Origin of the sequence: Serratia sp. BNK-17 (genome assembly GCF_048684935.1) — a bacterium.
Taxonomy (GTDB): Bacteria; Pseudomonadota; Gammaproteobacteria; order Enterobacterales; family Enterobacteriaceae; genus Serratia; species Serratia nematodiphila.
The window spans coordinates 2,993,641-3,008,480 of record NZ_JBLQTR010000001.1 but is presented as its reverse complement, the minus strand read 5'-3'; the positions used below and the strand labels follow the sequence as shown (position 1 = coordinate 3,008,480).

Sequence of the window (14,840 nt, the reverse complement as noted above, 5' to 3'; positions counted from 1 at the left end):
AAAATGACACTAAATTCCCAAGGTGGTGGCGCACAAAAATCGATCAAATCAAACAAGGGTACTCAACGCAACAAGCAATATACTTCATAAATGAGAGCGCTATCTTAAATACTATTCATCACTACTTGATATAAATTTCATCATAGCGCCGTGCTTTTACACTGTGACAGTTAAATAAATTAGGCCTAACGATCAAAGATTGTCATCATAATATTTTTCGTTAATAGCCGGTAAAACATTCCGATCTACGGCCAAACCAGAATGGTAAAAATAAAACAAGCCGACAGAAATGGTTATTTCCAATTGCGTTATTAGTCTCTCATTTTGTCGGTGAAATACGCTCAACTTACAACATAATTTCAGTCAGGAGTGACTTATGAACAAAACTTCCCGTACCCTGCTCTCTCTGGGCCTGCTGAGCGCGGCCATGTTCGGCGTTTCACAACAGGCGAATGCTCACGGTTATGTCGAATCGCCGGCCAGCCGCGCCTACCAGTGCAAACTGCAGCTCAACACGCAGTGCGGCAGCGTGCAGTACGAACCGCAGAGCGTCGAAGGCCTGAAAGGCTTCCCGCAGGCCGGCCCGGCTGACGGCCATATCGCCAGCGCCGACAAGTCCACCTTCTTCGAACTGGATCAGCAAACGCCGACGCGCTGGAACAAGCTCAATCTGAAAACCGGCCCGAACTCCTTTACCTGGAAGCTGACCGCCCGTCACAGCACCACCAGCTGGCGCTATTTCATCACCAAGCCGAACTGGGACGCTTCGCAGCCGCTGACCCGCGCTTCCTTTGACCTGACGCCGTTCTGCCAGTTCAACGACGGCGGTGCCATCCCTGCCGCACAGGTCACCCACCAGTGCAACATACCGGCAGATCGCAGCGGTTCGCACGTGATCCTTGCCGTGTGGGACATAGCCGACACCGCTAACGCCTTCTATCAGGCGATCGACGTCAACCTGAGCAAATAATCGGTCAAATGAGAAGATCGTTGAGGGTTCAGCCTGGCGCTGAACCCTTTTTTGCAGGTGCCGCTATTGCGACATGTTGAGGATAGTGCGCACATTGAGCGCGCTGGTGGCGATAATGTCGATGGCGCCGGTGCGCAAAGCGCCCAAAATCGCCAGCGCCTTGGTATTCTCGGAAGCAATGGCGATCACGCAAGGGATTTTGCGCAGCTCATCAATGCTCAGCCCGATCACTCTGTCATTCATCACCGTGTCGACATGCTGCCCCTGAGCATTGAAAAAGTCATAGCCGGCGATGTCGCCGATCACGCCCTGATTAAGGCTGGCGTCGATAATCTCGTGCGGCGTAAACCACCCCAATTTCACCATATAACTGTTTTCATTCATGTCGCCAATGCCGACTAACGCCACATCGGCCTTACGCGCACGATCCAGCGTTTCCTTAATCGTGCCGTTCTGCATGAAGGCGTCTTTCAGCGCGCGATTTTCGACGTAGGCCGGCGCATAGAGCGTCTCGCTGCTGCCGCCGAACTTCTTCGCCAGACGCCGGCTGATATGGTCGGCGTTGATCGCGTCGCCCGGACGGTGGGTGCCGCCGATGCCGCAGATGAACTTGCAGTTGCGTTCCGTCACGCTGCCGACATGATCGGCGATCGCCGCCACGTTGCGTCCCTGGCCGACCGCCAACACCATATCGTCTTTCAGCGACATCGCCAGATAATTGGACACCAGCGCCGCCACCTGCCGACGCTGTTCCTCTTCGTCCTGATGGTCGAGCGCGATCAACGCGCGGCTGATGGGAAAACGTTCCATCATCTGCTGTTCCAGCCGGGTGCTGAATACCGGGTGATAACGCACGTTGATCTCGACGATGCCTTCTTCCTTGGCGCGCTTGAGCAAACGACCGACTTTGATCCGTGAGATGCCGAACTTTTTGGCGATCTCTTCCTGCGTGATCTCATCCTGATAATAAGCAACGGCGATTTCGGTCAGCAGTTCGTTATCCTGGGACACAGTTTGTTTTTCCATCCGTTAGACGTTTCCCCACGGCAGGCCGGTTGATGATGGCGGAGGGACGATACACGCCCCTCCGACAAGGCTGAATGCCCGCTAGTATAACGCGTTCAGGCGGCAACGGTATTCAGTCGTTGCTCCACCTCGTCCGCCAATCGGGTCAAGAGCAGGCAGCAAGATACCGCGCCGGCGTCCAGTACGCCGCGCGAACGCTCGCCCAGACGGCTGGCGCGGCCGATTTTCGCCACCAGCTCGCGGGTGGAGTCCCGCCCGCGCTCTGCGGCGATTTTCATTTGTTCCAGCGCAGCGGCGAAGTCGTCACCGCGTCCCACCGCCTGCTCAAATGCCGCCACCGCCGGTATCAGCGTATCCATCAGACACTTGTCGCCCACGCCCGCGCTGCTGATGTCCTGCAGTTCGCGCAACCCGCCGTGCAACATCGCCAAAAATGCCTGCTTGTCCAGCACGCTGCGCTCACGGACGCTCTCCGCCATGCCCATGAACAGGCTGCCGTACAGCGGCCCCATCGAACCGCCGATGCCCTCCATCAGCGCATCCGATACCGCATCGAACGCCTGCGCCAGCGTGAGCTCGCGGCCGCGAATGGCATCGCCGCACATCGCGAATCCCTTCGACATATTAATGCCGTGGTCACCGTCGCCGATGGCGCCGTCGATTTCGCTCAGATATTCGCGGTTGCTGACAATGGTTTCTATCAGCCCCGTAACGATCTCACTGCCGTACCGGGTTGAAATTTGTTCCGTCATGATTCACTCCACCTGGGTTAAGCCTAAAGATTGCGCCGGCATGTCCAGCAGCGTTTTCAGTTCGTCATCCAGCGTCATCAGCGTCAGCGTCACGCCCATCATTTCCAGCGACGTGAAGTAATTGCCGACGTAGCGCCGATGCACCCGCACGCCTTTCGCCGTCAACCGACGCTCTATTTCGGCATAATAGATATACAGCTCCATCACCGGCGTGGCGCCAAGCCCGGAGATCAGCAACGCCACCTCCTGCCCCTGTTCCAGCGGCATGTCGTTGAGCACGAAATCGAGCATGGTGCCGGCCATCGCCGACGCCGACTGGATCGGCGACACCTCAATGCCCGGTTCGCCGTGATGGCCGATGCCGATCTCCATCTTGCCGTCTTCGATATGAAAATTGGGTTTGCCGACCGCGGGAATGGTGCAGGAACTGAGGCCGACGCCGATCGAACGACACCGGTCGATGGCTTTTTGCGCCGCGCCGATCACGCCGTCCAGATCGTATCCCTTGGCCGCCGCCGCCGCGCCGACCTTCCACATCAGAATTTCTCCGGCCACGCCGCGCCGTTTATCGATCTCACTGGCCGGCGCCGAGGCGACGTCATCGTTGGCCACCACGGTTTTCACCCGTATGCCGGCCGCCGTGGCCTTCTTGATCGCCATCTTGACGTTCATGTTGTCGCCGGCGTAGTTGCCGTACAGGCAAGCGACGCCCGCACCGCTGTCCGCCGCCTTGAAAGCGTCGAGAAAAGCCCCCGCCGTAGGCGATGAAAAAATCTCGCCAATCGCGACGGCATCCAACATGTTTTTGCCGACATACCCCAGGAACGCCGGCTCGTGGCCGGAACCGCCGCCGGTGACGATGCCCACTTTGCCGGCGATCGGCGCAGGCGGATATTTCAACACCCGCGCATTGTCGGTGGCGGCATAATAGTTCGGGTGGGCCAGCCTGTAGCCCTGAATGGCGTCTTCCACTACGTGATCGGGATCGTTAATGATTCTGTTCATCGCGGCCTCTCTGTCGCCTGAATAAGAAATTATTGAATGGTGTAACCGCCGTCGACCACCAGGTTGGCGCCGGTGATCATCGCCGCCGCGTCGCCGGCCAAAAACAGGGCGCTGGCGGCGATATCTTGCGGCTCGGCGAAACGCCGCAGCGGGATTTTCTGCTTCATTTGTTCCGCCACCTCGCCTGACCAGGCCTTACGGCCCAGCTCCGTCAAAACCACGGTGGGCGAAATGGCGTTAACCCGCACGTTGTGCGGCCCCCACTCCAGCGCCAACACCTGGGTCAGACCGATTACGCCCGCCTTGCTGGCGCAATAGGCCAAGTGATTAGGCAAAGCCACCACCCCGGCCTGCGAGGCGAGATTGATGATGCTGCCGCCGCGCTGGCGAATGAAACGGCGCCCCACCGCCTGGCAGGTAAGAAACACGCCTTTCAGATTGACCGCCAGGGTTGCATCCCACGCCGTTTCCGGCAGCTCCTCGGCCGGATGCAGCGCGACGATGCCGGCGCTGTTGACCAGCACGTCCAGCCGTCCGAAATGCGCCTCAATCTGCGCTATCGCCCGCTCCACCGACGCGGCATCGGTGACGTCTGCCACGACGCCCAGCGCCGCCTCGGCGTCCAGCTGTCGCGCCACTTCCGCAACCTGCGGCGCACGATCGAGCAGCGCCACGCGCGCGCCGTTTTGCAGATAGCGTTCGGCAATAGCGAGACCGATCCCCGCAGCGCCGCCGGTAATCAGCGCCACCTTGCCCTGCAGCGAGAGCTCGCGCGGCGCCGTAGTTTGATGATTAATCATAAATTTCCCCTTAAAACTGTGAACTTCACCCTCGGTCAGGATATTTTCGCCAAACTCGCGCCGTGTTCTTCCTGCGCCGTCGCGCTTTCTTTCGGCAGCGTGACAAATTTCATCAGCACGCCGCTGAACAGGTACAAACCGGTAAAGATCCAGATCACGCCAACGGTGCCGAGGCTGCCGATAAACAGCCCCACCACCGCCGGGCCGACAAAGGTGCTCAGGCCGGCGCCCAGATTGAGAATCGACATCGCCGCGCCCTTATTGTCCGGCGCCAGCGACGGCATGATGGCCGACAGCGGCACGAACGCCGCCAGGCAGGCGCCGAACAACCCGGCGGCGCACACGGTCAGCAGGTAGTTGGCGCCGAAGAATTGCGGCACGTAGTAGAACATCAGCGTGGTCAAGGCGCAGCCGACGCAGCCGAACCACATCACCACGTTGCGCCAGCCGAGCCCGTCGCTGATCACGCCGAAAATCAGGTTGAAAATGATGTTGACCGTCCACAGCGCGGCGTACATCTGCAGCCAATGCGTGCGGGTGAACCCCATATCCATCATGTACATGGGCATGAATACGACGAAGCCGTAAGCCGCAGAGGTATTAATGGTGCGCACGATGCCGCCCAGGCCAATCTTCGGGTTTTCAAACGCGATGGTGATGCCCTTCAAGACATAACCCAGCGATGCTTTTTCCCGGTTGCCGCTCTGTGCCGCGCCGTCGTCGCGATTGAGCATCAGCGCAATCACCGCGCCCAGCACGACGAAAATCAGCGCGCTCCACAGCGTGTGGATCTCGCCGAGATAAGGCAGCATGATGCTGGAATACAGCACGCCCAGCACGCTGAGCCCGCCGCTGTAGACGAACCAGAAAATCCCCACCGCCGACCCCAGCCTTTCCGGCGGCGCCTCATACGCCACCCACACCAGAAAACCGTAGGCGAACAACGGATAACCCAAGCCGCGCAGCGCATAGGTCGGCACCATGATCGCCAGGTTGTTGCTCGGCAGGCCGAACGTCAAAAAACACACCGAACCGAACAGAAACAGCAGCAGGCCGGCCAACATCACCCGCCGGGCGGTAAAGATTTCCGCCAACACGCCGGAAAACCAGGCGGCGATGGCGGCCGCAAAACCATAAACGCTGAACAGCAGCGCCGATTCCTGAATGCTCAGCCCTTTGCCAATCAAATAAGGCGACAGCCAGCCCTGTTCCAGCCCTTCGCCCATCATGAACACCAACACGCCGGCATAGCCCAGCAGCAGTTTCGGTGACAGACCAATGCGATGAATCAGTCCATGCAACATAGAACACCCCAGCACATGTGATTATGGAGGCGCAGGCTCGCCCGCACCCGAGGAACGACGCAGGTTTCAGAGGTTTGGATTAAGCACCACTTTGATTGAACCGATACCGCGCTTCATCAGCTCGAAACCTTCGGCGAACTGTTCCAGCGGCAACGTATGCGTCACCACGCCTTCGGTCGGCAGATCGCCATTGGCGATGCCTTCGATCACCAGCGGATAGCAGTAAGGGCCGAGGTGCGAACCGAGCACGTCCAGTTCCTTGCGGTCGCTGATGATGCTCCAGTCGACGGTCACCGGATCCTTAAACACGGAAAATTCGACGAAGGTGCCGAGCTTGCGGATCAGCGTCAGGCCCTGTTCCACGGACTTCTGTGCGCCGGTCGCCTCGATGTAGATGTCGCAGCCGTAGCCCTCGGTCATCGCTTTAACCGCGGCGGGCACGTCGTCACGGGTGGGATTGAGCGTCACATCCGCGCCGAAGCGCTTCGCCAAGGCCAGACGTTCGTCGGACAGATCCAGCACCACCAGCTTCGAGGGCCCGGATTTCTTGATGGCCCCGATCATGCCCAGCCCCAGGGTGCCGGCGCCCGCCAACACCACCACATCGCCCAGTTTGATATTGGCGCGTTGCACCGCATGGAAGGAGCAAGCATAGGGTTCGATCAGAATGGCTTTTTCGATCGGCAGGTCGGCCGGTACATGATAGTTAATCGCCTCTTTGGTGAACTTCATGTACTCGGCCATGCCGCCGTTAACGTTTTTCTGGAAACCGTACAGGTCATGCTTTTCGCACATCCAATACTGACCGCGGTTGCAGAAGCGGCATTGCCAGCAGGGAACGATTTGTTCTGATATCACGCGATCGCCGAGATTGAAGCCCTCGACGCCTTCACCGTACCCCACGACATGGCCGATAAATTCATGGCCGGGGATCATCGGCGCCTTGATGTAAGCCGGTTGTTTTTCATCGCCCCAGAAGCTGGGCGCCCCTTCGAACGCTTTAACATCACCGGCGCAGATGCCGCAGGCTTCGATCTTCACCAGGATCTCTTTCGGGCCGATCTTCGGTACCGGCACCTGTTCCAGGCGGTAATCTTTCGGGGCGTACGCCACAACCGCCTTCATGATCTCGGGGATACCGGCCGCCATTTTCGCCTCTGTTATGCAGGTCTGACACATAGCACTCTCCTCTGGTAGGGAAACTTCTTTTGATCATTAACACAAACAAAGAACAAATGAACACTAACGCTATGCATTCAATTTGCCCACAGTGAACTTATCAAAGTGTGATATCGCTCAAAAACCCGTCTCCACTAGAGTGAACAACGATTAAAAGCCCTTTTTTAGTGACTAAGATCACCTTTTACAGTGGCAAACTGAAAAGCCAGGCAAAAAACAAAAGAACACAGATTGAACATTTGATTAAACAGGGATACGGTAATGAACGTGGCGCCACCGAGGATCGCCACCCTTTTCGTTACCAATCAGGAGATCGCTATGCTGCCTATCGCCATCGGCGCCGATGATGCCGCCATTGAACTGAAAGATCTGATCGTTGCCCACCTGCAACAACGGGACATCCCCGTCATTGACTACACGACGGATCGCGCCGCAGAAACGGGGATCTATCCCGATATCGCCTATCGCGTCGCGCAGGCGATACGGGAGGAAAAACATCGGCGGGGCATCCTGCTGTGCGGCACCGGCATCGGTATGAGCATCGTGGCCAATAAAGTGCCCGGCATTCGTGCGGCGCAATGTCACGATACCTACTCCGCCCAGCGGGCGCGCAAAAGCAATGATGCTCAGATCATCACGCTGGGCGCGCGGGTCATCGGCGCCGAACTGGCGAAAACCATCGTCGATGCCTGGCTGGAATCGGAGTTTGAAGGGGGAGGATCGGCGCCGAAAGTCGAGCGGATCGGCTATTACGAAAACGCGGCCGGACGGCGTTAAACCGCCTGCCGTCTCGATGGCGGTCGCGCGCAAGCCGCGTTCCGCCTGGGTTTATTCGGCATTCATTGTTATTATCCATCGCAACAATCAGAAAAAGCGCATTTTCATTCTCGATCCGATGATGCAGTGTGTTCCCCCTATGATGAAAAAGGTTCTCATTTCCCTACATTGAGCTTGGTCAAGGAGCTTATCAATGAATCAATTAGACGCACTCAAGCAGCTGACCACGGTGGTCGCCGACAGCGGCGATATCGAATCCATCCGCCAGTTCGAACCCCAGGACGCCACCACCAACCCTTCGCTGATCCTGAAAGCCGCCGCGCTGCCGCAGTACAAGGCGCTGATCACCGAAGCGTTGGAGTATGCCCGCCGCCAGGGCGGCAGCAAGGAAACCCAGCTGATCAACGCCAGCGATAAGCTGGCGGTCAATATCGGCGTCGAGATCCTCAAAAGCGTGCCGGGCCGCATCTCCACCGAAGTGGACGCCCGCCTGTCGTTCGACCGCGGCATGTGCGTCGCCAAAGCGCGCAAGCTGATCGCCATGTACCAAGAACAAGGCATCGACAAATCGCGCATCCTGATCAAACTGGCTTCCACCTGGGAAGGCATCAAAGCCGCCGAAGAGCTGGAAAAAGAAGGCATCAACACCAACCTGACGCTGCTGTTCTCCTTCGCCCAGGCCCGCGCCTGCGCCGAAGCCGGCGTGTATCTGATCTCGCCGTTCGTCGGCCGCATCTATGACTGGTACCAGGCCAAACAGCCTGCCGCCGACTACGACGCCGATCAGGATCCGGGCGTGAAATCGGTGCGCACCATCTATGAATACTACAAGCGTCATCGTTACCAGACGGTGATCATGGGCGCCAGCTTCCGCAAGGTTGAGCAGATCCTGGCGCTGGCCGGCTGCGATCGCCTGACCATCGCGCCAAACCTGCTGGAACAGCTGAAAAACAGCGAGCAGCCGGTCGAACGCAAGCTGACCCCGTCTACCGAGGGCTTCCACCAACCTGCCCCGCTGGCCGAAGCGGAGTTCCGCTGGCTGCACAATCAGGACGCCATGGCGGTGGAAAAACTCGCCGAAGGCATTCGCCTGTTCGCCGTCGACCAGCAGAAGCTGGAAGACATGTTGGCCGCTCAACTGTAATCGCACTGGAGTTTCGTTATGTCTTCTCGTAAAGAGCTTGCCAACGCTATCCGCGCACTCAGCATGGACGCCGTACAAAAAGCAAATTCCGGCCACCCGGGGGCCCCTATGGGCATGGCGGACATCGCCGAAGTCCTGTGGCGTGACTACCTCAACCACAACCCGACTAACCCGCACTGGGCTGACCGCGACCGTTTCGTGCTCTCCAACGGCCACGGCTCCATGTTGATTTACAGCCTCCTGCACCTCACCGGCTACGACCTGCCGATGCGCGAGCTGGAAAACTTCCGTCAGCTGCATTCCAAAACCCCGGGCCACCCGGAGTACGGCTACACCCCGGGCGTTGAAACCACCACTGGCCCGCTGGGCCAGGGCATCGCCAACGCCGTCGGCTTCGCCATCGCCGAACGCACCCTGGCGGCGCAGTTCAACCGCCCCGGCCATGACATTGTCGACCACCACACCTACGCCTTCATGGGCGACGGCTGCATGATGGAAGGCATCTCGCACGAAGTCTGCTCCCTGGCCGGCACCCTCAAGCTCGGCAAACTGACCGCCTTCTACGATGACAACGGCATCTCCATCGACGGCCACGTCGACGGCTGGTTCACCGACGACACCGCCCTGCGCTTCGAAGCCTACGGCTGGCACGTGGTGCGCAACGTCGACGGCCACAACCCGGACGCCATCAAGGCGGCGATTGAAGAAGCGCGCAAGGTGACCGACAAGCCGTCGCTGCTGATGTGCAAGACCGTTATCGGCTTTGGTTCGCCGAACAAGGCCGGCACCCATGACGTGCACGGCGCCGCGCTGGGCGCCGCCGAAGTGGCCGCCACCCGCGAAGCACTGGGCTGGAAATACGCCGCCTTTGAAATCCCGCAGGACATCTACGCCCAGTGGGACGCCAAAGAAGCCGGTCAGGCCAAGGAAGCGGCCTGGAACGACAAGTTCGCCGCCTACGCCAGGGCCTTCCCGGAACTGGCCGCCGAGTTCAAGCGCCGCATGAACGGCGAGCTGCCGGCCGACTGGAAAGCCGACGCCAAGGCGTTCGTGGAAAAACTGCAGGCCAACCCGGCCAACATCGCCAGCCGCAAGGCGTCGCAGAACGCGCTGGAAGCGTTCGGCAAGGTGCTGCCGGAGTTCCTGGGCGGCTCCGCCGACCTGGCGCCGAGCAACCTGACCCTATGGTCCGGCTCGAAAGCGCTGAACGTTGACCCGGCGGGCAACTACATTCATTACGGCGTGCGCGAGTTCGGCATGACCGCCATCACCAACGGCATCGCGCTGCACGGCGGCTTCCTGCCGTACTCGGCGACCTTCCTGATGTTCGTGGAATACGCCCGCAACGCGGTGCGCATGGCGGCGCTGATGAAGCTGCGCAACGTGTTCGTCTACACCCACGACTCCATCGGTCTGGGCGAAGACGGCCCGACCCACCAGCCGGTGGAGCAGCTGGCGAGCCTGCGCGTGACCCCGAACATGAGCACCTGGCGCCCGTGCGACCAGGTGGAATCGGCGGTGGCGTGGCAGTACGGCATCGAGCGCAACAACGGCCCGACCACGCTGGTGTTCTCGCGCCAGAACCTGACCCAGCAGCCGCGCACCGCAGAGCAGCTGGCGAACGTGTACCGCGGCGGCTACGTGCTGAAAGACTGCGCGGGCACGCCGGACGTCATCCTGATCGCCACCGGCTCCGAAGTGGGCATCACGGTGGAGGCGGCGGACAAACTGACCGCGGCGGGCCGCAAGGTGCGCGTGGTGTCGATGCCGTCGACCGACGCGTTCGACAAGCAGGATGCGGCGTACCGCGAGTCGGTGTTGCCGGCGGCGGTGACGGCGCGCGTGGCGGTGGAAGCGGGTATCGCGGACTACTGGTACAAGTACGTGGGGCTGAACGGCGCCATCGTGGGCATGACCACCTTCGGTGAGTCGGCGCCGGCGGAGCAGCTGTTCGCCGAGTTCGGCTTCACCGTGGACAACGTGGTGGCGAAGGCGCAGGCGCTGCTGAAGTAAGCGGTCTGGCGCAAGCGGGTCATCACGATCTCATGCCGGTTAGCTAAGCCTGACCGGCATTTTTTTATCCAGTTTCTGGGTGTGCTGTACAGGGGAATTGCCGTAAAGATGCCGCATTTCTCTGATGCCGTAGCGAACGGCCATTCGGGAGACGAAGGCTCGCCCCCTCAACCGGCCTTCCATGCCCGGTTGCCCCTGACAACGCCGTCTTGTTCGGCTCGGCGATGCGCGCCCAGGGTCAGCATCAAAACCTGTAGCCATCGGACCGCTTACCCCCTCGGTCTGACGTCGAGTGGTGCAAGACAAGGGAAATAGTGAGAATGAGCAAAGTATTCGTCATGACCGGCTTTTTTATGGGCGAAAAACGAACCCGGCATGCATAAAAAAACGACCGCCAAGGCGGCCGTTCTCATCAACATATTGCAGGGTTAAACAATAAAGTCGACTTGTTGCAGCGGATGGCCGACGATTTTCACCAGGAAATCCGTACCGGTGAAATCACCGCCCATATTGATGGCCAGATCGCTGACGTTGCTCGCTTGATCATAGGTCAGCATGGCCTCACCCGCACGACCGCTGAAAGCATCGACAAAGGCGACCTTTTGCGCCCCTTCGCCGGTGTTGAACACCGACAAATCGATCTTGTCTACGCCGCTGACAAAGTCAGTGATCCAATCCGGCGTCGCCGCCCGCGATTCATCATAGCTATTGAATACAAAGGTATCGGCGCCTTCTCCGCCGGACAACCGATCGATGCCGAGCCCGCCAATGAGGATATCGTTGCCTGTCCCGCCAAACAGCATGTCGTTTCCGGCGCCGCCGGACAGGATATCGTTGCCGGCTTCGCCTTTCAGAACGTTGCTGCCGTCATTGCCGGCGATAAAGTTGTTCAGTTCATTGCCGGTGCCGATAATATTATCTTTGCCGGTAAGCACCAAATATTCGACGTTCTTGGCCAGAGTATAACTGACGGAGGATTTCACGGTATCCAGGCCCTCACCGTAGTTTTCATGCACTTCATCGCGAATATCGTCGACAATGTAGGTGTCGTTATTCCCGCCGCCGTACATTTTGTCTGCTCCGGCTCCGCCGTCGAGGATATCGTCGCCGTCTTTTCCGTACAGCCAATCGTTGCCTCTTCCGCCGGAAATATGGTCGTTGCCGTAGCCGCCATACAGATGATCGGAGAAGATGCTGCCTTTGACCGTTCGGGCTTCATGAACCGGATCGAGAATGCCGGTCAGCAGCAGATCCAGCGTGTTCGTCACCAGCCCGTTTTTGTTCAACACGATATCCACCGCCAGACGGCCGACCCCGCCGACCAGATTGGCCGTCAACGCCGTCGCTAATCCGCCCAAGAACGGCAGCAGGCCGTCAGCCGGATCGGAAACCTGCACATAGTTGTCGCCGAAGCCGAGCGGCGGCGGAAACACGTCCCCCAATACCCCCGCCCAGCCGGCCGGCGGCAGCCCCAGGTTTTCCAGCGCCTGGCTGACATCCGTGTTCACCACATCACCGGCGGATTGCATACCGCCGTGAGACAATGCATCGTTGATCACCGTGATTGCCAGTGCGTCAGACGCCTGTTGGAAAGTGGCTTCAGAAATCGGTTTACCCTGCAGCAACGAGGCAATCTTGGTGGAACCGCGGACGAATTCGCTATAGGCCGAATTGTCGGAAGCGTTGATGCCCACCACGTCGCTGATCCAGGTTTCCAATTTAATCAGCTCTTTGGCGTGCTCATCGCCGAACAAGTACACGGCGGTCGGTGGCAAATTACCGGTATAAGCGACACGCGCTTCATGGACGATATCGCGAATATAACGATAGCCATCGGCATATTGCCCCGTGTCACGCAATTCAGCCAATTTTTTGGATTGTTCTTCGGTAAACGTCACCAAAACATCACTGTTTTGAGTCATATATTTTTCCTTAAATATAACTTGCAAGAATAACCGGCCATTCAGACAATCATGGCCGGTATAGGCGAAATAAAATTAGCCGCGGCCCCATTCGGCAGTCACATGATAAGGTTGGCTCAATTCATAAGTCGCACCCAGCGCTTTACCTACGCCAGCGCTGACTTTCAGGCCTACACCAATCAGCGTGTCGCCCAATTCATGCACTGGCGCAACGAAAGGAATGACGTTCAACGCCTGCCCGATCGGCGCTACGGCGTTAAAAAACGCATTGGTCAGATCAACCGCCTGTAAAATATTATTGCCTACAATGCTGCTCAGCAGACCAGCGCCCGTTACCTGCTCAATTTCCTTCTGAGAAAGTTCAATCATGTTTATGACTCCAATTAAACATCGATAACAATTAGGGTGTCTGACGGAAAGGAATAGACGTAAACAAAACAATCCCATTCACTGGGTTCTTGAAAATCACACGTTCTTCATTTGCGCTAATTTCCATGCTGAACACCTCAGTCCCTGTCCTCCAAATAAATTCCGCTACCCGGCTAACGCCCGGTCACAGACAACACAAGTGTAGAGTATTGTAAATTCGACAACTAGCCTCCCGGCTGCGAAAGCGAAGAGGCGCGCAATGTTCGGATAAATCGAATCATTGCTTAATTTTTTTCACGTTCGCAGAGGGGGGAAACAAGAATTAACCAAGAAATATTAAATGAAATGCAAAAATCACTGATAACACAATCGTTGAATTATAAAAAATTTAAGAAATACCGTAGAACGCAATGTTTAAAATAGGCAGGAAGAAATTATAAAAACAAACATATAGGCAATTCTTATGATGCAAAAAACGCGATTTCGCTTACATTTAATTACAATTTGTTATGAATATAAATAGGAGCCAAACTGGCGCGAGACGATAGAAAAAGACAATGCCTCCGGAAAATACCGGCATGACGCAATGATAGTATGCGGTGAGGACTTGATGAGACGTGCGACAGCATGAACGGCGCCGATTCCCCTCAGCGGACGACTCCGCTGCCGGAGCCGTCTTTTCATCGCCTGCTTTTCAACCCTGTACGATGAAGCCGCTATCGGGGCTCAGTATTCCATCACCCGATGAATCTGCAAATACTGCAGCAGCATGATGGTCTTGCCGTCTTTAATCCGGCCATCGGCGATCATCGCCACCGCTTCGCTAAACGGCAGTTCGATCACTTCGATATCTTCATCTTCAATGCCGCCGCCGGCCGCACGCCGCTCATCGTCATGGTATTCGGCGATAAAGAAGTGCACGATCTCGGTCACGCCGCCCGGCGACATGTAGGCTTCGAAGATTTTCTTGACCTCGCCCACCTGAAAACCGGTCTCTTCCACCGCTTCGCGGCGTGCGCACTGCTCCGGCGAATCGGCGTCCAGCAGGCCGGCGCAGGCCTCGAGCAGCATGCCGCTTTCGTTGCCGTTGACATAGGTCGGCATGCGGAACTGGTTGGTCAGCACCACCGTGCCCTTGGCGCGGTTGTACAGCAAAATGGTGGCGCCGTTGCCGCGATCGTAAACCTCGCGCATCTGTTGCACCGAACCGCCGTTTTTGCGTTTCAGATCGAACGTGTACTTATGCAGCACATACCAGTTGTCCGACAACAGCTCTTTCTTCACATTCTCAATTTTCGACGACATGACCCTTTTTCCTTGAGTTGCAACGTGAAAATCATACCGCGATTACGCTGCGCCGCAGCAGACGATTTGCAACAAAAATCACAACGCCTCTCCGGGCAAACCAGGATTAAAAATACATCGTGGGCGGACGCATAATCTGACAGACGAATCGCATCCGCAAAGACAAATCCTCAGTGGAAACCGAGCTACAGCTGAACATCGGCGGGCATTTCGCTATTCATTTGATTACACGACGACAATTGTTCCCGTTTTGTTGACAACTTGATACAAATCG

General features: G+C 57.6%; 13 protein-coding genes. 4 read left to right on the top strand and 9 right to left on the bottom strand.

The features are described from left to right. Window positions 1-376 precede the first annotated feature (376 nt). Window positions 377-970 carry a lytic polysaccharide monooxygenase gene (locus tag ACMGF7_RS14240; RefSeq protein WP_004936574.1) on the top strand — a complete coding sequence of 198 codons (594 nt, stop codon included), beginning with the start codon at window positions 377-379 and terminating at the stop codon, window positions 968-970. 63 nt (window positions 971-1,033) lie between these two features. Here ACMGF7_RS14240 and ACMGF7_RS14235 read toward each other — a convergent pair whose 3' ends face one another. From ACMGF7_RS14235 to ACMGF7_RS14210, 6 genes are all read right to left on the bottom strand, one after another. Beyond that, window positions 1,034-1,996, bottom strand: coding sequence for a sugar-binding transcriptional regulator (locus ACMGF7_RS14235; RefSeq protein ID WP_004936575.1), 963 nt, complete (start codon window positions 1,994-1,996; stop codon window positions 1,034-1,036). Window positions 1,997-2,091: 95 nt separating this feature from the next. Then, the gene (gene dhaL, locus ACMGF7_RS14230) at window positions 2,092-2,748 is read right to left on the bottom strand and encodes a dihydroxyacetone kinase subunit DhaL (RefSeq protein ID WP_004936578.1); all 657 of its coding nucleotides are present in this window, start codon (window positions 2,746-2,748) and stop codon (window positions 2,092-2,094) included. Window positions 2,749-2,751: 3 nt separating this feature from the next. Beyond that, window positions 2,752-3,753 (bottom strand): dihydroxyacetone kinase subunit DhaK, encoded by a 1,002-nt coding sequence (locus tag ACMGF7_RS14225; RefSeq protein WP_004936581.1) that lies wholly within the window; start codon window positions 3,751-3,753, stop codon window positions 2,752-2,754. 29 nt (window positions 3,754-3,782) lie between these two features. Beyond that, a complete protein-coding gene (locus ACMGF7_RS14220) occupies window positions 3,783-4,553 on the bottom strand; it encodes an SDR family oxidoreductase (RefSeq protein ID WP_049243126.1) in 771 nt (256 codons plus the stop codon). Between the two features lie 35 nt (window positions 4,554-4,588). Continuing rightward, the gene (locus ACMGF7_RS14215) at window positions 4,589-5,857 is read right to left on the bottom strand and encodes an MFS transporter (RefSeq protein ID WP_049243124.1); all 1,269 of its coding nucleotides are present in this window, start codon (window positions 5,855-5,857) and stop codon (window positions 4,589-4,591) included. Between the two features lie 66 nt (window positions 5,858-5,923). Then, the gene (locus ACMGF7_RS14210) at window positions 5,924-7,036 is read right to left on the bottom strand and encodes an erythritol/L-threitol dehydrogenase (RefSeq protein WP_004936590.1); all 1,113 of its coding nucleotides are present in this window, start codon (window positions 7,034-7,036) and stop codon (window positions 5,924-5,926) included. 318 nt (window positions 7,037-7,354) lie between these two features. Here ACMGF7_RS14210 and rpiB point away from each other — a divergent pair, with 318 nt between their 5' ends. From rpiB to tkt, 3 genes are all read left to right on the top strand, one after another. Further along, complete coding sequence (gene rpiB / locus ACMGF7_RS14205; protein ID WP_004936593.1) at window positions 7,355-7,813, top strand: ribose 5-phosphate isomerase B; 459 nt, start codon at window positions 7,355-7,357, stop codon at window positions 7,811-7,813. Window positions 7,814-8,006: 193 nt separating this feature from the next. Continuing rightward, a complete protein-coding gene (gene tal / locus ACMGF7_RS14200; protein ID WP_004936597.1) occupies window positions 8,007-8,957 on the top strand; it encodes a transaldolase in 951 nt (316 codons plus the stop codon). Between the two features lie 18 nt (window positions 8,958-8,975). Further along, a complete protein-coding gene (gene tkt, locus ACMGF7_RS14195; protein ID WP_420286486.1) occupies window positions 8,976-10,970 on the top strand; it encodes a transketolase in 1,995 nt (664 codons plus the stop codon). 428 nt (window positions 10,971-11,398) lie between these two features. Here the strand turns inward: tkt and ACMGF7_RS14190 are convergent, their stop codons facing one another. From ACMGF7_RS14190 to nudK, 3 genes are all read right to left on the bottom strand, one after another. After that, entirely contained in the window at window positions 11,399-12,892 is a 1,494-nt protein-coding gene (locus tag ACMGF7_RS14190; RefSeq protein WP_049242923.1) for a calcium-binding protein, read from the bottom strand. Between the two features lie 75 nt (window positions 12,893-12,967). Beyond that, window positions 12,968-13,261, bottom strand: a complete 294-nt coding sequence (locus ACMGF7_RS14185; RefSeq protein WP_049242921.1) for a hypothetical protein — start codon at window positions 13,259-13,261, stop codon at window positions 12,968-12,970. 726 nt (window positions 13,262-13,987) lie between these two features. Then, window positions 13,988-14,566, bottom strand: coding sequence for a GDP-mannose pyrophosphatase NudK (nudK, locus tag ACMGF7_RS14180; protein WP_049242917.1), 579 nt, complete (start codon window positions 14,564-14,566; stop codon window positions 13,988-13,990). Window positions 14,567-14,840 lie beyond the last annotated feature (274 nt).